Below are 20,410 nucleotides of genomic sequence, written 5' to 3' on the forward strand. Positions count from 1 at the left end.
CCCATCATCCTATCTCTCGGGGACTCCATGACCGCAGCACCGACGCTCCGCGCCACCGCCCTCCTGGCCCTCGCCGCCATCGCGATCACCGCGCTGAACCTCCGCACCGCCGTCACCGGCTTCAGCCCGCTGCTCGACACGATCGGCGCCGATCTCGGCTTCGGGCCCTCGCTCTACGGGGCGCTGGGGACGATCGTCACCGCCTCCTTCGCCGTCTTCGGCTTCGTCGCCGCGGCCGTCTCGCGCCGGATCGGCCTGGAGCGCACGCTCGCGATCGCGACGCTGGTGACCACACTGGGCATCGCCCTCCGCGCGCTCAGCCCGAGCCCGGTCGCTCTGGTGCTCTCGACCGTCGTCGCCTTCGCGGGCGTGGGCACCACGAACGTGCTCATCGTGCCGATCGTGAAGCGGTACTTCGCCGAGCGGATCAAGACGGTCAGCTCGCTCTACCTGGCGCTGCTGCAGGTGGGCCAGTTCGTCGCTCCGCTGGTCGCGGTGCCGCTGGCCTCGACGGCGGGGTGGCGCTGGGCGATCGGGATCTGGGCCGTGATGACGGCCGCGGCGTGCCTGCTCTGGGCGGCGCTCGCGGCCCGCGGAGGAGGCGGGGCGGCTCCGGCCGCCGCCGGCGGCCGCGTGGACGGGGCCTGGCGCACGCCGCTGCTCTGGGCGATGGTGCTGATGCTCGGGATGACCGGTCTGCACACCTACGGGATCATCACCTGGCTGCCGACGATCCTCGTCGACGCGGGCGCGGATCCGGCGCAGGGCGGGGCGCTGCTGGCGCTGTTCTCGATGTTCGGCCTCGCCGCCGCCTTCGTGGTGCCGCCGCTGACGCTGGGGATGCGCAACCCGGTCGTGGTCGTGCTGGTGTGCTGCGCGCTGCTCGCGGTCGGCTACGCCGGCCTCATCGTCGCTCCGCTGGAGGGAGCCGTGGCGTGGGTGGTCTGCCTCGGGCTCGGCGTCAGCACGTTCCCGATGACGCTGACGCTCGTGAACGCGCGGACGCGGACGACCACCGGCTCCTCGACCCTCTCCGGCGCCACGCAGGGGCTCGGCTACGGGCTCGCCTGCCTCGGTCCGCTGCTGATCGGCGTGCTCTACGAGGCGCAGGGGGACTGGGGCGGCGCGTACGCGCTGCTGTTCGCCGGAGTGGCGGTGCTGCTGGTCAGCGGGATCGTCGCGTGCCGTCCGCGGTTCCTCGAGGACGAGGCGGCGCTCCGCCGGGCCTGAGCGGCGGCGCTCAGCGCGACGCGGCCGGAGCGAGCGCGGAGACGATCCGCCCCAGCCCGAAGCGCCAGGCGCTCTCCACATCGCCGCCGAGGGTGAAGGCGCCGGTGATCTCCATCCCGATGAACCCCGTCGCCCAGGCGGTCAGCGTGCGCGCCGCCTCGAGGGCGTCCTCCTCGCCCGCCAACTGCGCGGTGAGGTCCAGCAGGCGGGCGCTCGCCGCGTCGCGGTACTCCTGGGCGGCGACGGGCGTGCCGGGAGCGGGGGCCATCACGAGGAGGAACGCGGCCGGCCGCTCGTGGCCGAAGGCGCGGAGGCGGTCGGCGAGCGCGGCGGCGTCCGGGGCGTCGGCGAGGCGGTCGGCGAGCACGGTCAGGGCGTCCGCGGCGACGAGGCGGATCAGCGTCTCGCGTCCCTCGACGCGCTTGTAGAGGGAGGGGGCGCGGACTCCGACGCTCTGCGCGACGGCCTGCATCGTGACCCCGGCGAGCCCGTCGCGCTCGAGGAGCTCGCCGGCGGCGCGCACGATCGCCTCGAGGGAGGTGCGGTCGGGAGTGGGCATGGACCGAGTATAGCTATTGACAGTAGCCATGATGGCTAACTAGCGTAGCCATCATGGAACTCGGACCCCACCTGCGCCGCATCGGCACCGACATCGTCGCCGTCCACCTCGTCCACACCGACGAGGGCGTCACGCTCATCGACGCCGGCCTGCCCGGTCTCTGGCCGGAGCTCCTGGCCGAGCTGCGCGCGATGGGCCGCACCCTCGACGACGTGCGCGGCGTCGTGCTGACCCACGGCGACTCCGACCACGTGGGCTTCGCCGAGCGCCTGCGCCGCGACCACGGCGTGCCGGTCCACGTGCACGCCGCCGACGCCGAGCGGGCGAAGGGCGGGGCGAAGCCGAGGACCGCGACACCGCGGCTGCGCGTCCTGCCGCTCCTCGGCTTCGCGGCCTACGCGCTGCGGAAGGGCATCGCGACGGTCCCGCCGCTCACCGAGGTCGTCGAGGTGCACGACGGGCAGACGCTCGACCTGCCGGGCGCTCCCCGCGTGATCGCGCTCCCGGGTCACTCCCCGGGGAGCATCGCCGTGCACGTGCCGCTGGCCGACGCGGTCTTCGTCGGCGACGGGCTGACCACCCGCCACGTGCTCACCGGCCGCACGGGTCCGCAGCCCGCGCCCTTCACCGACGAGCCGGAGCAGGCGCTCGCGTCGCTCCGGGCGCTCCTGCCCACCGGGGCGCGCTGGGTGGTCCCGGGCCACGGAGCGCCGTGGAGCGGCGGGATCGAGGCGGCGGTCCGGCTGGTCGAGAGCGCCTGAGGCCCTTAGCCGCTCAGGAGGCGGGGACGAGCTTCCAGCGGTCGGCGAGGATCTCGAGGCCCTTGTCGAAGGTCGCCGACCACGCCGTGACGTCGTGGGCGCTGTCCGGCACCTCGAGGTAGGTGGCGCTCATGCCGGCGGCGACGGCCGCGGCGTAGACGGTCTTCGCTCCGGGGAGGAACGAGGTGTCCTCGGCGCCGACTCCGAAGATCGCGACGGTGCCGGTGTAGGGGGCGTTCTCCGCGAGGACGTTCACCGGCTTCGCGGCCTCGTAGGCGGCCTCGTCTCCGCCGAACCCCTGCGCGACCGTCGCCGCCTCGCTGCCGAGGGTCGGCGCGAGCTCGCCCGAGGCGTCGACGATGTTGCCGAAGAGCGACGGGTGGCCGGCGCCGAGCTGGATCGAGCAGGTCCCGCCCTGCGAGAGGCCGCCGATCGCCCAGTGCTGCGCGTCGCCGAGCACCGGGAGGTTCGCGCGGATCCAGTTCGGGACGTCGACGGTGAGGTAGGTGGCGGACTTCCCGAGCGGCGAGTCGACGCACATCGGGTTCCTGTCCGGATCGCCCAGCTGGTCGGGCGACACGACGATCGGCGCGAGGCCGGCGTGCGCGGCGGCGTAGGCGTCGAGGGTCTGCTGGAACTTCTCGGTCGAGAGCGGATCGGAGGGCGACCCCGGCTGCCCCGAGAGCATGATCATCACCGGCAGCAGCGGCGGGGTCGCGGTGAGGGCCGCGGGCGGGAGGTAGACCACGGCGTCGCGGGCCGGGAAGCCCGACGCGGTGGCGGGGATGGCGACCGTCGAGACCGAGCCGACGGCGGGCATCCCGGCCGGGGCCGTCCAGGTCGCGAGGTCCGAGTGCGGTCCGTCCGCGGCGGCGACCGGCACGGAGGAGTCGGAGTACGCGCTGATCCCGAGCGCGCTGCGCACCGTGGGGTACTGGCCGAAGTCGATGTTGACGGTCATCGCGGCCGCCGCGACGACGAGCACTCCGGCCGCGAGCGATGCGAGAACCCCCCGCGCGCGGCGGCGGGCGATCGCGTGCCCGAGGACGACCAGGGCGACGCCCAATCCGCCGATCCCGAGGCCGATCGCGACCCGGGTGACCGGCGTGAAGTCGACGCCGAACGGGCCGTCGGGCCCGTCGACGAGGGCGGCCAGGGCGGCGCCGCCGATCAGGCCCAGGAGGAGGACCGCGACGGCGATCCCGCCGCGTCGGGAGCGCCCGCGGCGGGGAGCGCGGACGTGGGCGGCGAGCAGGAGGAGGAGCGCTCCGATCGCGAGCACGTAGACGGCGACGACGAGGGGGCCGGAGACGAGGCTCAGGTCGAGGAGAGAGGTCATGCGTCGATCCGGTCGGAGGGTGCTCGGGCGGGCGTCAGTCTGGCGGCGGTCTCTGGAGGAGAGCCGGGAGCTGTCGGGAGCGATTCTCCTCCCCGGGCGCGGATCCACCGAGCTCTCCACCGATCAGGCGCAACCCCGCGCGCCGCGCCGCCGCTCCCGCCTAGCGTGGGACTCCCGACGCACACCGCGCCCTCACGAAGGAGCCCGCACCATGACGCAGCACCCCCGCCTCGAGACCTCCTCCCGCGAGGCCCGCGCATGAGCCGCGGAGTCGCCGTCGTCACGGGCGGCACGGCCGGGCTCGGACGCGCCACGGTCCGCGAGCTCGCCTCCCGCGGCTGGGACGTCGCCGTGCTGGCGCGCGGCGAGGACGGACTGGCGGCCACGGTCGCCGAGATCGAGCAGAAGGGCCGGCGCGGGCTGGGCATCCCGACCGACGTGGCCGACCGCGAGGCCGTCGAGTCGGCGGCCGACCGGGTCGAGGCCGAGCTCGGCCCGATCGAGCTGTGGGTCAACGACGCGATGGTCGGCGTCTTCGGCGAGTTCCTCTCGACCGAGCCCGCCGACTTCGAGCGCGCCGTGGGCGTCAACTTCTTCGGCTTCGTCAACGGCACCCGCGCAGCCCTCTCCCGGATGACCCCGCGCGACCGCGGGCACGTCATCCAGGTCGGCTCCGCCCTCGCGCACCGGGGCATCCCGCTGCAGGCCGCGTACTGCGCCTCCAAGTTCGGCGCCCGAGGCTTCACCGAGGCCGTCACCGCGGAGCTGCTGCACGCGAAGAGCCGCGTGCGCCTGTCCGAGGTCGACATGCCGGCGCTCAACACCATCCAGTTCAACTGGGTGAAGTCGCAGCTGCCGCACCACCCGCAGCCCGTGCCGCCGATCTACGAGCCCGAGGTGGGTGCGATCGCGATCGCCGACGTAGCCGACAAGCCGCGCCGCCGCACCTGGGTCGGCGAGCCGACCGCGGGCACCATCCTCGGCGACCGCTTCGCCGGGCGCTTCATGGACTGGTACCTCGCCCGCAGCGCCTTCGACGGTCAGCAGGCCCCCGACAAGACGGAGCCGATGCTGCCGAACAACGTCTACGAGCCGGTCCCCGGCGATCACGGCGCCCGCGGCCTCTTCAGCGACCGCGCGCACACCATGACGCCCCAGATCTGGATGATCCGCCACCGCGCCCTGAGCTACGCGGGGGCCGCCGCGGCCCTCGCCGCCGGCGCCGCGGGCGTCGTCTCGGCCCTGCGGAGGAAGTGACCGTGGTCGACGCCGTCGTCATCGGGGCGGGGCCCAACGGCCTCGCCGCCGCGGTCACGCTCGCGCGGGCCGGGCTCTCGGTCACCGTGCTCGAGCGCAACGAGACGATCGGCGGCGGCGCGCGCACGGCGGAGCTGACGCTGCCCGGGTTCCACCACGACGTCTGCTCGGCGGTGCACCCGATGGCGCTCGCGTCCGGCTTCTTCCGCGCCTTCGGGCTCGACCGGCGCATCGAGCTGGTCGTCCCCGAGATCTCGTACGCGCATCCTCTCGACGGCGGCCGCGCGGGCATCGCCTACCGCGACCTCGACCGCACGGCCGAGGCGCTGGGGCGCGACGGAGCGGCGTGGCGCGCCCTGATGGGACCTCTCTCCGAGCGGGCCGACCGCGTCGCGGGCTTCACCAACGACGCGCTGCTGCGGATCCCGACGGACCCGAGCGTGCTGATCCGCTTTGGACTGCGGGTGCTCGAGCAGGGCACCCCGGTGTGGAACCTGCGCTTCCGCGAGGACGTCGCCCCGGCGATGTTCTCCGGGGTCGCCGCGCACTCGATCCGCCCGATGCCGAGCCCGTCGACGGCCGCGGCCGCCCTAGCGCTCGGCGCCTACGCCCACGCGCGCGGCTGGCCGGTGCCGATCGGAGGCAGCCAGTCGATCGTCGACGCGCTCGCCGACGACCTCCGGGCGCACGGCGGCACCATCGAGACCGGCGTCGAGGTGACCTCGCTCTCCGAGCTGCCCCCGGCCCGCGCCGTGCTCGTCGACGGCACGCCGACGGCGCTGCTCGCGATGGCGGGGGACCGGCTGCCCCCGGCGTACGCCGCGGCCCTCCAGCGCTTCCGCTACGGCAACGGCGTGGCCAAGGTCGACTTCGCCCTCGACGGGCCGGTGCCGTGGACGAACCCGGAGCTCGCCGGCGCAGGCACGTTGCACGTGGGCGGCAGCCGCGCCGAGATCGCGGCCGCCGAGCGCGACGTGAAGCGCGGCCGGCACAGCCGCAGCCCCTACGTGCTGGTGGCGCAGCCCTCGATCGTCGATCCGACCCGGGCGCCCGAGGGCAAGCACGTCCTCTGGGCGTACACGCACGTCCCCCGGTACTCGCCCGCCGACCAGCAGGAGGCGATCACCGCCCAGATCGAGCGCTTCGCCCCCGGGTTCCGCGACCGCGTGATCGGCGCCTCCTCGATGACCGCCCGCGACATGCAGGCCTACAACCCGAACTACCTGGGCGGGGACATCGCCGCCGGAGCCGCGAGCGTCGCGCAGCTGCTCTCGCGCCCGGTCCCCACGACCGACCCGTGGCGGACGCCCGCGAAGGGGCTCTACCTCTGCTCCTCGTCCACCCCGCCCGGGCCGGGCGTGCACGGCATGGCCGGCTGGCACGCCGCCCGCAGCGCGCTGCGGCACGAGTTCGGGGTGCGCGAGTCGCCCGACCTGTCGCCGGAGGCGCACCCGGCCTGAGCCGCCGCCGATGCGCTGCGCCCGTCGCCGCCCCCGGCCTGCCAGGCTGAGGGACGGCGCCGCCACGCGCCCCACCACCACTCGAAGGAGCCCGCGATGTCCCGCACCACCCGCGTCGTCCACTGCCCGCCCGAGTCAGTCTTCGCGGTGCTCGCCTCCGGCTGGCTGTTCCCGAGCTGGGTCGTCGGCGCGTCGCGGATGCGGAAGGTCGACGCCGACTTCCCGCACGTGGGCTCGCAGCTGCACCACTCCTTCGGCCTCTGGCCGCTCGTGATCGACGACCGCACCACGGTCCTCGAGTGGGACCCGCCGCGCCGGATGGTCATCCAGGCCGCCGGCTGGCCGCTCGGCGAGGCCCGGGTGCGCGTCGAGGTCGAGCCGCACGCGCGCGGCGCGAAGGTGCGGATGCACGAGGCGCCCGTGAAGGGCCCGGGCACGCTCGTCCCGAAGCCGCTGATGCACTCGTTCCTCTGGATCCGCAACCGCGAGGCCGTGCGCCGGCTCGCCCACATGGCCGAGGCGGGAGCCGCGGGCCGCACGCTCGCGCCCGCCTCGCTCCCCTCGCCCGCCGACCGCGCCGGGATCGACCGGCCGAAGCACGTCTGGGCGCGCCTGACCGGAGCGATCGGGTCGATCGCGGTCGGGACGCTCGTGGTCCGCGGCGTCCTCGCGGCCGTGCGGCGCGCCCGGAGCTGACGGGTCCGGACCCGACGGCGCCCGGACCCGACGGCGCCCGGACCCGACGGCGCTCGGACCCGACGGCGCCCGGAGTCGGCGGCGCCCCGGCAGGACGCCGCCCGGGTCAGACGATCCGCTCGACCAGCCGCACGTGCTGCACCGCGACGCGCTTCGGCTCGCCCGCGAAGGCGGCGTCGCGCTCGGGCGAGGCCAGGTACGCCCGCTCGACCTCGGCGAACGCGTCGGCGTCGCCGGCCGTGCTGACCGCCCAGACGAACTCGTTCACCTCGCGGTCGGCGTAGGCGAACTCGATCCGGAAGCCGTGGGCCTCGCGCGCCGGCACGATCCGCTCGGGGAACCAGGCGAGGAAGTCGTCCATCACCCCGTCCATCAGCTCGTAGCGTCGGAGTTGGATCGTCCTGGTCTCGGCTGCAGCGCTCATGCTGCGACGGTACCCGCCCGGCGGCCGCGCCGTCGCCGCGCTACGCTCGCCGCCGACAGCCCCACGCCGAGGAGGACAGCACGGACCCCCGCCACCGCTCCCTCGCGCTGCTCGTCGCCGGCTGCTTCTTCATGGAGAACCTCGACGCCACGATCGTGACGACCGCCGCGCCCGCGATCGCCGCCGACCTGGGCGTCGACTCCGCCGCGGTCTCGATCACCGTCACCGCGTTCCTCCTCACCGTCGCCGTCCTCATCCCGGCCTCGGGCTGGCTCAGCGAGCGCTTCGGCGTGCGCCGCGTCTTCACCACCGCGATCGCCGTCTTCACCCTCGCCTCCCTGCTCTGCGCGCTCAGCCCCACGCTGCCGCTGCTGGTCGGCGCCCGGGTCCTGCAGGGCGTCGGCGGCGCGCTGATGGTGCCGGTCGGCCGGCTCGCGGTGCTGCGGGCGACCCCGCGGGAGGGGATCATCCACGCCATCGCGATCCTGGTCTGGCCGGGACTGGTCGCCCCCGTGATCGCGCCGTTCCTCGGCGGGCTGCTCACCACCGTCGCCTCCTGGCACTGGATCTTCCTGATCAACCTGCCCCTCGGGGTCGTCGCGTTCGCGATCGCGCGCCGGATCGTCCCCGCCACCGCCGAGAGCGCGCCGCCCCCGCTCGACGTCACCGGGCTGGTGCTCGTCGCGGTCGGGCTGGGCGCGCTGGTCGGAGCGGCGGGGCTCCTCACCGGCTCCGAGCTCGACGGGCGGGCGGTGGCGCCGATGCTCGTCGGCGCGGTCGTGACGGCGCTCGCCGTGCGGCACCTGCGCCGCGCCGAGCATCCGCTCGTGCGGCTCGACGCCTTCCGCTTCCGCACCTTCCGGGTCGCCAACGCGAGCGGATCGCTCTACCGGGCGACCGTGAACGCGGTGCCGTTCCTGCTCCCGCTGCTGTTCCAGGACGCGTTCGGCTGGAGCCCGGTGCAGGCCGGCTCCGTGGTGCTGGCGCTCTTCGCCGGCAACCTGGCGATCAAGCCGGCCACGACTCCGCTGCTGCGGCGCCTCGGCTTCCGCGGGGTGCTGGTCGCGGCGAGCGCGGTCGGGGCGGCGTGCATGGCGGCGATGGCGTTCCTCGAGCCGGCGACTCCGGTGGCGCTGCTGGTGCTGAGCGGAGTGGCCCGCTCGGCGGGCTTCACGGCCTACAACACCGTCACGTTCGCCTAGGTCCCGCAGGAGTGGATGTCGGGCGCGAACACCCTCAACGCCACCACGCAGCAGATCGCGGCCGGACTCGGAGTCGCGGTGGGCGCGGTGGCGCTCGCCGTCGGCACCGCGATCGGGCCCGGCCTCGTCCCGTACCGCGTCGCCTTCCTCGCCCTCGCGGTGCTGACCCTCGTGCCGCTCGCCGCCGCCGCCCGGCTCCCGCGCGACTCCGGGAGCGCCCTCACCGCCTGACCCGCGCGGGCGTCAGGCGAGGCCGAGCGCGATGCCGTCGAGGATGTCGTGCGCGGTCGAGTGGACCCGGTCGACGCCCGGCGACGCCTCGTGGACCGCGCGGAGGACCTCGCCCCAGACCAGCGCGCCGGCCGCCAGCACGTCCTCGCGCCCCGGGCGGACCCAGGGGAGGGCCGCCGTCCCCTCCGGAGACAGCGCGGCGAGCTCGTCGCAGGCGGCGAGGACGTCGGAGAGGGGGAGGGACGTCTCGAGCGCGGCGCGGTCGGTGGTGCGGAGGACGTGCGCGGTGATCGTGAGCACGGTCGCGGCGACGCCGACGACGCTCCGGGCCTGCGAGAGGTCGACGGAGGAGGCGGCCAGCGCGGCGCCCACGTCCGCCCGCATCGCCGCGCGCTCGCCCTCCGTCGGTTCGGCGGCCCGGCGGTGGCGCTCGGTCAGGCGGACGCTGCCGACGTCCATCGAGTGCGCCTGCTCCGGCTCCGCTCCGCCGAGCACGAGCTCGGTCGAGCCGCCGCCGAGGTCGACGACCAGCACGGGCCGGGCGGAGTCGACGGCCGAGACCGCGCCGCGGAAGGAGAGCCGCGCCTCCTCCTCGCCGGAGATCGTCTCCGGGGTGACGCCGAGGATCCGCTCGACGGCGGCGAGGAAGTCCTCGCGGTCGGCCGCGTCGCGGGTGGCCGAGGTGGCGACGAAGCGGAGGTGCTCGGCGCCGGCCTCCTGCGCGGCGGCCGCGTACTCGCGGGCGACGGCGAGGGTCCGCTCGAGCGCGGCCGGGTCGAAGCGGCCGGTGCGGTCGACCCCGCGGCCCAGCCGCACGAGCTCGGTGCGGCGCTGGACGTCCCGGAGGCGGCCGCCCTCCACGTCGGCGATCAGCAGGCGGAGGGAGTTGGTGCCGCAGTCGAGCGCCGCGACGCGCGTGGGGGAGGACATCCGCCCATTCTGCCCGCGCGGCCCGGGCCGGAGGCGGGCGATAGCCTGGGGGAGAGACGAAGGAGCCGCCCGTGCACGAACACCACGTCCGCGTCCACCGCAGCGACGAGGAGCTCCCGCGACACGGGCAGCTCGCCCACGCGCTCGCCGAGGTCGCCGCCGATCCGGTCGAGATCGACGACGAGGTCGCCGAGATGGTGGTCAACCGGGTCATCGACAACGCCGCCGTCGCCACCGCGTCGCTCCTGCGCCGCCCGGTCGTCGCCGCCCGCGCGCAGGCTCTCGCGCACCCCGCCTCCATCGGCGGCCAGGGCTCGGTCGTCCTCGGCGTCGACCCGGCCCGCCGGGTCTCGCCCGAGTGGGCGGCCTGGGCCAACGGAGTCGCCGTGCGCGAGCTCGACTACCACGACACGTTCCTGGCGGCCGAGTACTCGCACCCGGGCGACAACATCCCTCCGCTGATCGCCGTCGCCCAGCACGCGGGCATCGGCGGGGCGCAGCTCGTCCGCGGCATCGTCACCGGCTACGAGGTCCAGGTCGACCTGGTGCGCGCGATCAGCCTGCACCGGCACAAGATCGACCACGTCGCGCATCTCGGCCCCTCGGCCGCGGCCGGGATCGGCACGCTGCTCGGCCTCGACGTCGCGACGATCGAGCAGGCCGTCGCGCAGGCCCTGCACACGACGACCGCCACGCGGCAGTCGCGCAAGGGCGAGATCTCGAGCTGGAAGGCGTACGCGCCGGCCTTCGCGGGGAAGATGGCGATCGAGGCGGTCGACCGGGCTATGCGCGGCGAGACCAGCCCGTCGCCGATCTACGAGGGCGAGGACGGCGTCATCGCCTGGATGCTCGACGGCGCCGACGCGAGCTACGACGTCCCGCTGCCCGACCGCGGCGAGGCCAAGCGCGCGATCCTCGACACGTACACGAAGGAGCACTCGGCCGAGTACCAGGCGCAGGCGCTGATCGACCTCGCCCGCCGCCTGCACCGGACGCACCCCGAGGCCGCCGACCCCGAGCGCGTCGAGCGGATCGTCCTGCACACCTCGCACCACACGCACGTCGTGATCGGCTCGGGCGCGAACGACCCGCAGAAGTACGACCCGGCCGCGTCCCGCGAGACGCTGGACCACTCAGTGCCGTACATCTTCACGGTGGCGCTGCAGGACGGCGCCTGGCACCACGTGCACAGCTACGCCCCCGAGCGGGCCGCCCGCGCCGACACCATCGCGCTCTGGCACCGGGTCACGACGCAGGAGGACGCGGAGTGGACGCGCCGCTACCACTCCACCGATCCGGGCGAGAAGGCGTTCGGCGCCCGCGTCGAGATCCTGATGACGGACGGCACGACGATCGTCGACGAAATCGCGGTGGCGGACGCGCACCCGCTGGGCGCGCACCCGTTCAGCCGAGAGCAGTACGTGTCGAAGTTCTGCACGCTCGCCGCCGACGTGCTCGAGGAGTCCGAGATCGAGCGCTTCCTCGACCTCGCGCAGCGCCTGCCCGAGCTGACCCCGGAGGAGGTCGGCCGCCTCAGCGTGATCGCCGCCCCCGGCGTCCTCGCCTCGATCGAGCCCCCGCGCGGCCTGTTCTGATCCCTCCGCGGGAGCGTCGTCCGCACGCACGGTGACGCGCGCACGAACGGCCTCCCGCGGCGGGGAGCGCCGTCGTCAGGCGGTCTGCTCGGCGACCCAGTCCTGGATCTCGGCGATGAAGCGCCGGCGCGAGAAGACCCGGGTGCGAGCCCGGAAGGCGTCGACGTCGAGCGCGAGCGCACGGCGCAGCAGGTCGCTCCAGTCCGGATCGCCCTCGAGGTCGGCGATGACGCCCCCGCCGGCGAGGGACACGCTCTCGCGCACTCCGCCGATGTCGGTCCCGATGACCGGCGTCCCGCAGGCCATCGCCTCGACGGGCATGATCCCGAAGTCCTCGACCGCGGGGAAGACGTACACGAGCGCCTGCGCGTAGAGCGCGCGGATCAGCTGGTCGGAGGGCGAGATGACGAAGGTCACGTCGGCCCGGATCTCCTCGGCGTAGGCGCGGAGCCGCGCCTCCCAGGGGCCGTGCCCGGCGATGACGACCGGCAGCCCGGTGCGGGCTCCGGCGTCCATGACCTTCTCGAGGCGCTTGTAGGGGACGAACCGCGAGGCGCCCAGGATGAACGGCCGGGCGAGCGAGTCGAGGAGGCGCAGCTCGTCGTCGTCGAGCGGGGAGCGCCAGTCGGTGATCGTCGAGAGCAGCTCGGTGTTCACCGGCGGGTAGATGACCCGCGACGGCTGGTGCCACGCGTCGCGCACCCGCTGCCCGGTGAAGAGGCTGTTCACGGCGATGGAGGAGGCCTCGGCGGCGCGGAGGCGGTCGATCGGCTTGAGGAGCAGGCTCGCGGTGCGGGCGGCGAGGCTGCTGCCGCGGCCGTCGCGGTCGGGCTCCCAGATGTAGCGGGCCGGGGTGTGCGCGTAGACGAGCTTGCGGGTCGGTCCGCTGGTGCGGACGTGGTGGGCGAAGAGGTGCGAGCTGACCAGCACCCACTCGCGGGAGGCGCCGACCGGGAGCCGCCACGTGGGCAGCATCGCCGGCAGGGCGAGGACCTTGTGGCGGCGCAGCGGCGTGCGCGCCAGCCAGGACTCCGAGACGGGCCTGCCGACGACCTCGGCGCAGTCGCTCCAGAGGACGCGGACGTCGGCGTCGGCGAAGGCCTCGGTCATCGCCTCGAGCACGCGCTCGGCGCCTCCGCGACGCTCGACCCACTCGTGCACGATCAGGCCGGAACCGACCGGCGGGACGGATCGGGAACGGGTGGTCGCGTCGATGACGGCAGTGATGATGGGCCCCTTCCCCCGGGCGTGCGGTGAGGATCGGGCGGCCATCCGGAGACGGGAGCGGCTCCGAATGCTTATCCGTCGTCGGTGACCGATCAGCAGTGCAGTAGAAGCTAACCGGCTCGTGGAGAAGGAATCGAAAGGCGAGTACGAGTCGTCGCAGAACGACGGGGAAAGGAGAGTCCGATAATCCGGATAAGCCGCGAGAGGAATGGCGAGGATCGTCTGGAATGCGTCGCGGAGGCGCTATTCCCTCGGAGATCACAACGATGGAGGAGAGTCGCGGAGAAGAAGAAGTCACTCTTTCAGTGACTCCGTGCCGGAAGGATCAGGAGACGCCGATGCGCTGCAGGGTCTGCCACCGCCACTGGTCGCGGACGCCCTCGCGGACGGTGCGCACCGCCCGCCAGCCCAGCTCCCGCTCGGCGCGCGCCGGGTCGGCCCAGCTCGCGGCGAGGTCGCCCGGCCGGCGCCCCACGGCCCGCCACCGGACCGTCTCCCCGCTCGCCCGCTCGACCTCGTCGATCAGCTCGAGGACGCTCGTCGGCGAGCCCGTGCCGAGGTTGTAGACCCGGTGCCCGGGCCGCGCGCGCTCGAGCGCCGCGACGTGCCCGGCCGCGAGATCGCAGACGTGGATGTAGTCGCGCAGCCCCGTGCCGTCGGGGGTCGGGTAGTCGTCGCCGAGGACGTCGACGCACCGGGAGGGGTCGCCCGCGGCCCGCGTCAGCACGGGCAGGAGGCTCCCCGGCGCCGTGGCCGGATCCTCGCCGATCCGCCCCGACGGGTGCGCGCCGATGGGGTTGAAGTAGCGGAGGCTGACCGCGCGCAGGAGGGGATCGGCGCGCGCGGCGTCGCCGAGGATCTCCTCGATCACGCGCTTGGTCGCGCCGTAGGGGCTCGCCGCGCTGAGCCCGGCGGGGGAGTCCTCCCCGACCGGCATCGCGCCGCCCGGGCTGTAGACGGCCGCCGAGCTCGAGAACACGACGGTGCGGATCCCCGATTCCGCCGCGACCGAGAACGCCGCGGTGGCGAGCCCGACGTTGACCGTCCAGTACTCGAGGGGCCGCCGCACCGAGTCGCCGACCGACTTGAGCCCGGCGAGCAGGACCAGGGCGTCGACCGGGCCGTGGGCGGCGAGGAAGCGGGTCAGCGCGGCCGTGTCGCGCGCGTCGGCGATCAGGCGGGGGACCACCGAGCCGGTCAGCTCCTCCACCGCGTCGAGGGTCCGCTCGCTCGCGTGCGAGAGGTCGTCCACGACCAGCACCTCGTGGCCGCTCTCGAGGAGCGCGACGGCGGTGTGGCTCCCGATGTAGCCCGCTCCGCCCACCAGAAGGACTCGCATGCGGGGGAGCCTAGATCGGCTCCCGCACGGCGTCGGCGCCGCTGCCGGGCCCGCGGATCCGTCGATCCGCGCCGCCGTCACCCGTGCGCGGGACGCCCTCTGCCGCGGTCGTAGCCCGCGATCGCCGCGGACTCGACGGCGAGCGCGACCAGCTTCTCGCCGACCGGGCGGGGCACCACTCCGAGCGCGGCGTCCGCGACTCCCGCGACCAGTGCCGTCCGCCGCTCGCTCCCGCCGCGGGCCAGGAGGCGCACGGCCGCGTCCCACGCGCCGGCCGCGGGCACCGCCTCCCGCACCTGCTCGGGGTGCAGCCGCTCGAACGTGCGGCGGGCCGCCCCCGAGAGGAACGCGCGCCGGCTGCGGACCGCCGCCGAGACGGAAGCGCCGTGGTGCAGGGCCTCGGCGCCGGGCTCGATCCGCACCGGCACTCCCAGGCGGTGCAGCCGGTAGCCCCAGTCGACGTCCTCCCAGCCGTACTCGCGGTAGTCGGTGCTGTAGCCGCCGACCCGGTCGTACGTCGCCCGCGTCACCGAGACGTTGCCGCCCCAGTAGCGCCAGGAGGCGTCGGAACCCGCCGCGTAGGCGCCGCGGCGGAAGCGCTCGCCGGCGGGCCGGCCGTAGGCGCGGGAGTAGGCGGTGCCCGGGTCGACGTCGGGGCAGAGGCCGACGACGCCGACGACCGCGTCCCGGTGGGCCCCGACGTGCGCGGCGGCCCAGCCCGGGCCGGGCTCGAGGTCGTCGTCGCAGCGGATCAGCACGTCGCCCCGCGCGGCGTCGAAGCCGGCGGTGAGCGCGGCGGAGCGCCCCCGGTTCTCGGGGAGCACGACGCGGCGCACGGGCACGGGGGAGGCGTCGAGGGCGCGCTCGCTGGCATCGACGACGCCGTCGAGGACCACGACCACGTCGAGGTCGCGGTGGGTCTGAGCCGCGAGGGCGGCGAGGAGGCGGGGCAGGCGGGCCGCCCCCGCGTAGCTGGGCACGACGACGCTCGCGACGCTCATCGGGACTCCTCGCCGCGCGGGCGGCTCTCGACCAGGAGCAGCTCCTCCAGCCCGCTCAGCACGCGCGCCAGGTCGTCGGCGATCGCGCCGGGATCGGTGGCGTGGAGGCGGGCGAGCCGGTCGGCCAGGCCGGAGAAGTCCTGCGGCTCGTCGTCGAGCGCCCGCCAGGTCGCGGCCACGCTCTCGCGCAGCGCGTAGGGGCTGCCCATCGGGGAGACGTCCAGCGGGAGCACCAGGACGCGCCCGTTCAGATCGACGGAGGCCGTGTCCGGGCGGCGCCGCCAGAGAAGGAGCCGGGGGTCCTCTGCCATCTTCTCCGCGTCCTCTCCGCTGATCACCGCCAGTGCGAGTAGAAATCCGCCAGCGCCTCTTATGGCGACGCCTCTCTCGCTATGTTTGCCGCCGACGCGCCAAGGGGTGTACGTCGAGCGACAGCACCGGAGGGCCGCCAATGTCGGAGTCTAATCCGCTCGCATCCAGCGATATCAGCGATAAGAGCGAGAAGAAGAGCGCGAATTCCGCGGGCGTCTTCGCACGGCGGACGGTCGTGGCCGGAGCGGTCTGGTCGGTGCCCGCGGTGATGCTGGCGCAGTCCGCCTCCGCCGTCTCGATCAGCTGCTTCCCGGTGGGGACGGTCTTCCAGGCGGTCGCCCGCGGACGCCTCCTCAGCGGCTTCCTCGGCGGCGTGGACCTCGACAATGTCGCCGGTGTCTCGGGCGTGACGGCGATCGCTCCCGACCAGGGCAATCCGGCCGTCGTGACCGGCGGCGTCGACGCCACGGTGCTGAACACGATCGCCGTGAACGCGACCGGGCTGACCGGCACGCTCTCCTCCCTCCTCACGCTGGCGGCTCCGGCCGACGTCGGCACCCTCAACCAGTACGCATCGGCGAACACGAACGGCACCGTCCGCGGCGCCTCCGGCGCGATCACGGACGCGGGCCAGCTGGCGCTCGACTCGACGGCGGGGAGCTTCCCCGACTTCGGGACGGTGAACCTCCGGGCGATCCTCGCGGCGTCCGGCGCGGGAGTGGCCGCTCTGCTCACCAACGTGACGGACCTGACCCTGCGGATCGGCGCCCTGACCGGTCGCGCGTCCCTCCAGTCGGCCTGCGTGCCCGGGTCGGACAACCTGCAGCGCGACTACCAGGTCGGCCGCCTGGACCTGGTGCTGACCTCGCCGACGCTGACCGCGATCACGAGCGCGATCAACACCTTGCTGAGCGACGTGCTCGATCTCTCGGTCTTCGGGCTCACCGTGACGGTTGACGGAGCCGCGGTCCTAGCGGGAAGCCTGCCGGGTGGAACGCAGCCGATCCAGGCTCAGCTGTCGGCGAGCCCGGCGACGATCACGATCGACCTCTTCTCCCTGCTCGGTGGAGCACCGGGTCAGGGGACGACCTCGCCCTACGTCAACGGCCTTCCGCCGAACTCGACCCTCTTCGTCGACAACAGCCTCCGGGTTCCAGGGACGGCGGCGTCGTCCTTCACGAGTGCTCTTCTCGCTTCGCTGAGGACGCGTCTCGGGAATCTCATCCTCATCAACGGTACGCCGCTGGTCTCGAGTGCTCTCGGGGGGGCTGTTCAAACCGTGGTGAACCTCGCTCTCACGGCCCTGACGCCGCTGCTCACGACCCTGCAGAACGCGGTCCTCACCCCGGTCTTCACCGCCCTGCGGGACGTCATCCAGATCGACATCAACGCGCAGAACCGCTCGACCAACCCGACCGGGCCCGCCGCCCTCGAGGCGCTCCCCGTCGGCCGCTACGACGTCGCGGCGCTCTACATCCGCGCGGTGGGGCTCGTGAACCTGCTCGACCTGTTCATCGCCCGCGGCTCCGTCGGGCCGAACGTCCGCACGGGCTAGCCGCGCGCTCGGCGCCGTCAGGCGCCGTGGACCACGAGGCCGTGCTCGACCATCGCGTCGAGCACGGCCTCGACGTGCGCCCGGGGGTCGCCCGCGGGCGGGGCGCCGTGCTCGGCGACGACGGCCCCGATCAGCGCGTCGACCGTCGCGGGCGTCCCGAGAACGCGCCACAGCACCGGGCCGATCCCGGTCAGCGTCTCGACCCGCTCGTCGAGGAGGCAGCTGACCACTCCGTCGCGCTCGACCCACTCGACGCCGGCGGCGCGCGCGAGCAGGCCCGGGCCGGGCGCCGCCGGATCGGCCTCGGGTGCATCGGCGACGACCGGCGACGGCTCCCCGATCCGCTCGAGGAGGGGCAGCACCGTCTCCGCCTCGCGGTAGCGGAGCACCCGCGCCCCGCCGACGGAGTCGAGCAGCCCGGCGAGGTGGTGCAGCGCCGCGGGCAGCCGTGCGAAGTGGCTCAGCTCCGGCAGCAGCACCGAGAGCGCCTCGTCGAAGGCGATCGGCTCGAGCCGGGGCTCCGCCGGGCCGGACGGGTCGCGGGCGATCAGGAGCAGGGCGGCCAGGCGCAGCGGAGCGTCCGGCAGCGGCTGCAGGCCCATCGCGGCGGGGGAGCGGTGCCGCTTCCAGTCGCCGCCGTCGAGGAGGGCGACGGGCTTCCGGAACGGCAGCACCCGCCCGTCGCGGCGGACGGCGAGCGTCTCGTCGGTCACGTACCCGTACCGGCGCGCGGCGAGGCTCACGAGCGTCGACTTCCCGGCACCGGGCCGGCCGACGAACGCGACGACGCGGCCGTCGGTCAGGGCGACCGCGGAGGCGTGCACGCTGAGCAGCCGGCCCTCGCAGGCGTCGGCCGCCGCGAGGGTGAGCGCGGCGCCGATGTGCTCGGCGAGGGCGTCCTCGGTCGGCTGCGCGATCACTCCCGGCTCCCCGACCGGCTCGGTCAGCGACACCCGGTACTCGGAGCCCGGGCGATCGGCGTCGTCGTCCACGTCGTTCCACGACTCCTCCACCTCCGCCACGAAGCGGTCGGGGACGGTGTCGTCGAAGGTGAAGCGCACGCCGAGCCCGAAGGGGGCGCGGATCAGCCGGCGGGTCATGTCAGGTCCTGTCCGTCCGTCGGAGGTGGTCCCACGCGAGCGGAGCCGTGCGGGCGCCGCGGCGCAGCCGCCGCCACCAGCCGGCCGCCACGTCGATCCGGCGCGGGCCGATGGCGGGGTCGGCGGCACGCAGGGCGTGGGGAGCGGGGAAGACGGCGCGGGCGAGGAGCAGCGGCCGCTGCCGCCAGCCGGCCGCGCGCACGGCCTGCACCCACCCCGCGGAGGCGTGGGGCGAGCTCGCGTTGATCCGCCACGCCCGCAGCTCGGCCGCGGGCACCTCCCCGGCGCGCGCGCGGATGCCGAGCGCATCGAGGAAGGGCTGCGCGGTCTGGACGGCGCCGAGCTCCTCCGCCGCCGCCCGGAGCGGAGCGTGCAGCTCCGCGCGGGCGCCCACCGCCTCGACGAGCAGGTCGTAGTCGGAGGGCCGCGTGAGGCGCGGGTCCGTGATCTGCCAGGCGTCGCGGAGCGCGTGCAGCGCCAGCACGAGTGCCGAGTCGGCGACGCTCGCGGTCGCGACCGGACGGCCGGCCAGCTCCACGATCCGGTGCCGGCTCCACAGCGCCTCGAAGGCGTCGCGCGGCGGCACGAGGAAGCCCGGCCAGCGCCAGTGCACGTCGATGTCGACCGGCCAGGCGGCGTGCCGGTAGGAGCGCGAGTGCTTGGCCGCGAGCGTCGGGCCGTCCGGCCAGGGCCGCTCGGTCCAGCCGTCGGCGGCCAGGAGGGCCAGGATCCGGGGCAGGTCGTCGGGGGCGACCAGGAGGTCGACGTCGCCGGAGGTGCGGGGCGGCCGGAGCCGGTCGGCGGCGGCGGTCGGGCCCTTGAGCACGAGTGCGCGCAGGCCCGCCGCGTCGGCCCGCCGGTGGACGAACGCCGACACGAGTGGCACGGCCTCGTCGGCCCAGAGAACGCCCACGAGCTCCATCCGGTCAGTATTCCAGCGCTCCCGCGGCCCGCGGAGCCCGGCCGGGCCCGGTGGAGCCGGGCGCTCGTCTCGGTGAGGATGGGCGCGCGGGCCGCGGGGGCGCCGCGCGGAGGCGGGCGGGGCGGCGGATGATCCACGGGGGAGCGGGCGGCGCCGGGCGGCCTCCGGTGGCGCTCGCGACCAACAACGGCGACATCGGCGGCGGCGAGGTGATGCTGCTGAGCATCGCGGAGGCGCTCGAGGCGCTCGAGGTCCCTGTCGTGGTCGTCGGCCCCTCGGAGCCGCGTGCGCTCGTCGCCGCCGCCCTCGCCGCCGGCCACCGGGTCGTCGAGCTCGAGGCCGCGGGCAGACCCGCCTGGATGCGCGCGCTGCGGCGCTGGGACGCCTCCTCCCGCGAGGGCGTGCTGTGGTGCAACGGTCTGGTGCCGGCCGTCGCGACGGCAGGGCGTCCGCGGAGGATCGTGCACCTGCACCAGCGCCCGTCCGGCCTGCAGCGGCTGCTCGCGCCCGTCGCCCGCCGCGGCGCCCTGGCGACCCTCGTCCCCTCGCGCTACCTGGCGGGGATCGTCCCCGGGTCGACCGTGCTGCCGAACTGGAGCCGCCGCGTCGACCTGCCGGAGGCGCGGCCGCGGGAGGACGGGACGACCGTCCTCGGCTTCCTCGGGCGTCCCTCGCTCGCGAAGGGGGTGCGGGTCCTCACCGAGGCGCTGGCGCTGCTGGAGGCCGGGGAACCGGGCGCGTATCGCCTGGTGCTGGCGGGCGAGCCCCGGTTCGTGGCGGAGCGGGAGCGTCGCGAGGTGGAGGCGGCCCTCGCCCCGGTCGCCGCTCTGGTGGACCGGCCGGGGTGGATCGAGCCCGGCGACCTCTTCGCGCGGATCGACCTCCTGGTGGTGCCGTCGGTGCAGCCGGAGTCGTTCGGCCTGGTCGTGACGGAGGCGATGTCGGCCGGCGTCCCCGTGGTCGTGAGCGACGCCGGTGCGCTCCCCGAGGTCGTCGGCCCGTCGATCGGCGCCACGTTCCGAGCCGGCGATCCGCGGGCTCTGGCCGAGCTGATCAGAGCCCGGAAGAAGAGAGGACTATCGGAGTCGCGGGAGAGTGATCGTGCCCGCTGGAACGATTCCTACTCGCCGTCCTCCGGGAAGTCGGCTATCGACGGACTTCTGGCGCGAATGGTCCTCTCCGGTGATTCCTGATCCTCCCGCCACGGGACCGATCCGCTTTCCGGAGAATGCCGCGGCGAGCCTCTCCTCCTCCCTCCGGAAAGGACGAC

Annotated in this window: 20 protein-coding genes; 10 read left to right on the forward strand and 10 right to left on the reverse strand. The window is 74.8% G+C overall.

Annotated features, from left to right (window positions below; all coding sequences use genetic code 11):
• The first annotated feature begins 27 nt into the window (after positions 1–27).
• Positions 28–1,230: an MFS transporter gene (locus tag C5D04_RS07060; protein ID WP_104347461.1), complete on the forward strand. Its 1,203-nt coding sequence runs from the start codon at positions 28–30 to the stop codon at positions 1,228–1,230.
• 10 nt (positions 1,231–1,240) lie between these two features.
• On the opposite strand, the gene C5D04_RS07065 is transcribed toward C5D04_RS07060, so the two are convergent.
• On the reverse strand, positions 1,241–1,789 hold the full coding sequence (locus tag C5D04_RS07065) for a TetR/AcrR family transcriptional regulator (RefSeq protein WP_104329417.1): 549 nt from the start codon (positions 1,787–1,789) through the stop codon (positions 1,241–1,243).
• A 53-nt stretch (positions 1,790–1,842) separates the two neighbouring features.
• On the opposite strand from C5D04_RS07065, the gene C5D04_RS07070 reads away from it, so the two are divergent.
• Positions 1,843–2,550, forward strand: a complete 708-nt coding sequence (locus C5D04_RS07070) for an MBL fold metallo-hydrolase (RefSeq protein WP_104251043.1) — start codon at positions 1,843–1,845, stop codon at positions 2,548–2,550.
• A gap of 13 nt (positions 2,551–2,563) precedes the next feature.
• Here the strand turns inward: C5D04_RS07070 and C5D04_RS07075 are convergent, their stop codons facing one another.
• Complete coding sequence (locus C5D04_RS07075) at positions 2,564–3,889, reverse strand: esterase family protein (RefSeq protein ID WP_104347462.1); 1,326 nt, start codon at positions 3,887–3,889, stop codon at positions 2,564–2,566.
• 258 nt (positions 3,890–4,147) lie between these two features.
• Here C5D04_RS07075 and C5D04_RS07080 point away from each other — a divergent pair, with 258 nt between their 5' ends.
• The 3 genes from C5D04_RS07080 to C5D04_RS07090 all read left to right on the forward strand — a co-directional run bounded on the left by C5D04_RS07080 (position 4,148) and on the right by C5D04_RS07090 (position 7,302).
• Positions 4,148–5,146 (forward strand): SDR family oxidoreductase, encoded by a 999-nt coding sequence (locus C5D04_RS07080; RefSeq protein WP_104233564.1) that lies wholly within the window; start codon positions 4,148–4,150, stop codon positions 5,144–5,146.
• 2 nt (positions 5,147–5,148) lie between these two features.
• Positions 5,149–6,606 carry a phytoene desaturase family protein gene (locus tag C5D04_RS07085; RefSeq protein WP_374954374.1) on the forward strand — a complete coding sequence of 486 codons (1,458 nt, stop codon included), beginning with the start codon at positions 5,149–5,151 and terminating at the stop codon, positions 6,604–6,606.
• 96 nt (positions 6,607–6,702) lie between these two features.
• Positions 6,703–7,302 carry an SRPBCC domain-containing protein gene (locus tag C5D04_RS07090; protein ID WP_104233566.1) on the forward strand — a complete coding sequence of 200 codons (600 nt, stop codon included), beginning with the start codon at positions 6,703–6,705 and terminating at the stop codon, positions 7,300–7,302.
• Between the two features lie 106 nt (positions 7,303–7,408).
• Here C5D04_RS07090 and C5D04_RS07095 read toward each other — a convergent pair whose 3' ends face one another.
• Complete coding sequence (locus C5D04_RS07095; RefSeq protein ID WP_104224531.1) at positions 7,409–7,726, reverse strand: NIPSNAP family protein; 318 nt, start codon at positions 7,724–7,726, stop codon at positions 7,409–7,411.
• Between the two features lie 131 nt (positions 7,727–7,857).
• Between C5D04_RS07095 and C5D04_RS07100 the strand changes: the two genes are divergently transcribed.
• Together C5D04_RS07100 and C5D04_RS18635 are read left to right on the forward strand one after the other, a co-directional pair.
• Positions 7,858–8,928: an MFS transporter gene (locus C5D04_RS07100; protein WP_374954375.1), complete on the forward strand. Its 1,071-nt coding sequence runs from the start codon at positions 7,858–7,860 to the stop codon at positions 8,926–8,928.
• 15 nt (positions 8,929–8,943) lie between these two features.
• Entirely contained in the window at positions 8,944–9,159 is a 216-nt protein-coding gene (locus tag C5D04_RS18635) for a hypothetical protein (protein ID WP_258068855.1), read from the forward strand.
• Positions 9,160–9,171: 12 nt separating this feature from the next.
• On the opposite strand, the gene C5D04_RS07105 is transcribed toward C5D04_RS18635, so the two are convergent.
• Entirely contained in the window at positions 9,172–10,089 is a 918-nt protein-coding gene (locus tag C5D04_RS07105; protein WP_104347464.1) for an exopolyphosphatase, read from the reverse strand.
• A gap of 71 nt (positions 10,090–10,160) precedes the next feature.
• Here C5D04_RS07105 and C5D04_RS07110 point away from each other — a divergent pair, with 71 nt between their 5' ends.
• Entirely contained in the window at positions 10,161–11,684 is a 1,524-nt protein-coding gene (locus C5D04_RS07110; protein WP_104347465.1) for an MmgE/PrpD family protein, read from the forward strand.
• A gap of 75 nt (positions 11,685–11,759) precedes the next feature.
• Here C5D04_RS07110 and C5D04_RS07115 read toward each other — a convergent pair whose 3' ends face one another.
• From C5D04_RS07115 to C5D04_RS07130, 4 genes are all read right to left on the reverse strand, one after another.
• On the reverse strand, positions 11,760–12,956 hold the full coding sequence (locus C5D04_RS07115; RefSeq protein ID WP_104251036.1) for a glycosyltransferase: 1,197 nt from the start codon (positions 12,954–12,956) through the stop codon (positions 11,760–11,762).
• Between the two features lie 280 nt (positions 12,957–13,236).
• Positions 13,237–14,250, reverse strand: coding sequence for a UDP-glucose 4-epimerase GalE (gene galE, locus C5D04_RS07120; protein WP_104324644.1), 1,014 nt, complete (start codon positions 14,248–14,250; stop codon positions 13,237–13,239).
• Positions 14,251–14,327: 77 nt separating this feature from the next.
• Positions 14,328–15,251, reverse strand: coding sequence for a glycosyltransferase family 2 protein (locus tag C5D04_RS07125; protein WP_104261308.1), 924 nt, complete (start codon positions 15,249–15,251; stop codon positions 14,328–14,330).
• Positions 15,248–15,562, reverse strand: a complete 315-nt coding sequence (locus C5D04_RS07130; protein WP_146086893.1) for a hypothetical protein — start codon at positions 15,560–15,562, stop codon at positions 15,248–15,250. The genes C5D04_RS07125 and C5D04_RS07130 overlap by 4 nt, the downstream gene beginning before the upstream one ends.
• A 140-nt stretch (positions 15,563–15,702) precedes the next feature.
• On the opposite strand from C5D04_RS07130, the gene C5D04_RS07135 reads away from it, so the two are divergent.
• Positions 15,703–17,118 carry a choice-of-anchor G family protein gene (locus C5D04_RS07135; protein ID WP_146087845.1) on the forward strand — a complete coding sequence of 472 codons (1,416 nt, stop codon included), beginning with the start codon at positions 15,703–15,705 and terminating at the stop codon, positions 17,116–17,118.
• Between the two features lie 17 nt (positions 17,119–17,135).
• On the opposite strand, the gene C5D04_RS07140 is transcribed toward C5D04_RS07135, so the two are convergent.
• On the reverse strand, positions 17,136–18,218 hold the full coding sequence (locus C5D04_RS07140) for a PqqD family protein (RefSeq protein ID WP_104347468.1): 1,083 nt from the start codon (positions 18,216–18,218) through the stop codon (positions 17,136–17,138).
• Position 18,219: 1 nt separating this feature from the next.
• Positions 18,220–19,140 carry a nucleotidyltransferase family protein gene (locus C5D04_RS07145; protein ID WP_104347469.1) on the reverse strand — a complete coding sequence of 307 codons (921 nt, stop codon included), beginning with the start codon at positions 19,138–19,140 and terminating at the stop codon, positions 18,220–18,222.
• Positions 19,141–19,268: 128 nt separating this feature from the next.
• On the opposite strand from C5D04_RS07145, the gene C5D04_RS07150 reads away from it, so the two are divergent.
• Entirely contained in the window at positions 19,269–20,333 is a 1,065-nt protein-coding gene (locus C5D04_RS07150; protein ID WP_104347470.1) for a glycosyltransferase family 4 protein, read from the forward strand.
• Positions 20,334–20,410: the final 77 nt, after the last annotated feature.

The sequence above is a fragment of the Rathayibacter sp. AY1D2 genome (genome assembly GCF_002932695.1).
Taxonomy (GTDB): Bacteria; Actinomycetota; Actinomycetes; order Actinomycetales; family Microbacteriaceae; genus Rathayibacter.

What these genes read in the sequence shown, in the direction of transcription:
- C5D04_RS07060 (WP_104347461.1), top strand. Translation starts at nt 28, where the DNA reads ATGACCGCAGCACCGACGCTCCGCGCCACCGCCCTCCTGGCCCTCGCC.
- C5D04_RS07065 (WP_104329417.1), bottom strand. Translation starts at nt 1,789, where the DNA reads ATGCCCACTCCCGACCGCACCTCCCTCGAGGCGATCGTGCGCGCCGCC.
- C5D04_RS07070 (WP_104251043.1), top strand. Translation starts at nt 1,843, where the DNA reads ATGGAACTCGGACCCCACCTGCGCCGCATCGGCACCGACATCGTCGCC.
- C5D04_RS07075 (WP_104347462.1), bottom strand. Translation starts at nt 3,889, where the DNA reads ATGACCTCTCTCCTCGACCTGAGCCTCGTCTCCGGCCCCCTCGTCGTC.
- C5D04_RS07080 (WP_104233564.1), top strand. Translation starts at nt 4,148, where the DNA reads ATGAGCCGCGGAGTCGCCGTCGTCACGGGCGGCACGGCCGGGCTCGGA.
- C5D04_RS07090 (WP_104233566.1), top strand. Translation starts at nt 6,703, where the DNA reads ATGTCCCGCACCACCCGCGTCGTCCACTGCCCGCCCGAGTCAGTCTTC.
- C5D04_RS07095 (WP_104224531.1), bottom strand. Translation starts at nt 7,726, where the DNA reads ATGAGCGCTGCAGCCGAGACCAGGACGATCCAACTCCGACGCTACGAG.
- C5D04_RS07100 (WP_374954375.1), top strand. Translation starts at nt 7,858, where the DNA reads ATGGAGAACCTCGACGCCACGATCGTGACGACCGCCGCGCCCGCGATC.
- C5D04_RS18635 (WP_258068855.1), top strand. Translation starts at nt 8,944, where the DNA reads ATGTCGGGCGCGAACACCCTCAACGCCACCACGCAGCAGATCGCGGCC.
- C5D04_RS07105 (WP_104347464.1), bottom strand. Translation starts at nt 10,089, where the DNA reads ATGTCCTCCCCCACGCGCGTCGCGGCGCTCGACTGCGGCACCAACTCC.
- C5D04_RS07115 (WP_104251036.1), bottom strand. Translation starts at nt 12,956, where the DNA reads ATGGCCGCCCGATCCTCACCGCACGCCCGGGGGAAGGGGCCCATCATC.
- galE (WP_104324644.1), bottom strand. Translation starts at nt 14,250, where the DNA reads ATGCGAGTCCTTCTGGTGGGCGGAGCGGGCTACATCGGGAGCCACACC.
- C5D04_RS07125 (WP_104261308.1), bottom strand. Translation starts at nt 15,251, where the DNA reads ATGAGCGTCGCGAGCGTCGTCGTGCCCAGCTACGCGGGGGCGGCCCGC.
- C5D04_RS07130 (WP_146086893.1), bottom strand. Translation starts at nt 15,562, where the DNA reads ATGGCAGAGGACCCCCGGCTCCTTCTCTGGCGGCGCCGCCCGGACACG.
- C5D04_RS07135 (WP_146087845.1), top strand. Translation starts at nt 15,703, where the DNA reads ATGTCGGAGTCTAATCCGCTCGCATCCAGCGATATCAGCGATAAGAGC.
- C5D04_RS07140 (WP_104347468.1), bottom strand. Translation starts at nt 18,218, where the DNA reads ATGACCCGCCGGCTGATCCGCGCCCCCTTCGGGCTCGGCGTGCGCTTC.
- C5D04_RS07145 (WP_104347469.1), bottom strand. Translation starts at nt 19,140, where the DNA reads ATGGAGCTCGTGGGCGTTCTCTGGGCCGACGAGGCCGTGCCACTCGTG.
- C5D04_RS07150 (WP_104347470.1), top strand. Translation starts at nt 19,269, where the DNA reads ATGATCCACGGGGGAGCGGGCGGCGCCGGGCGGCCTCCGGTGGCGCTC.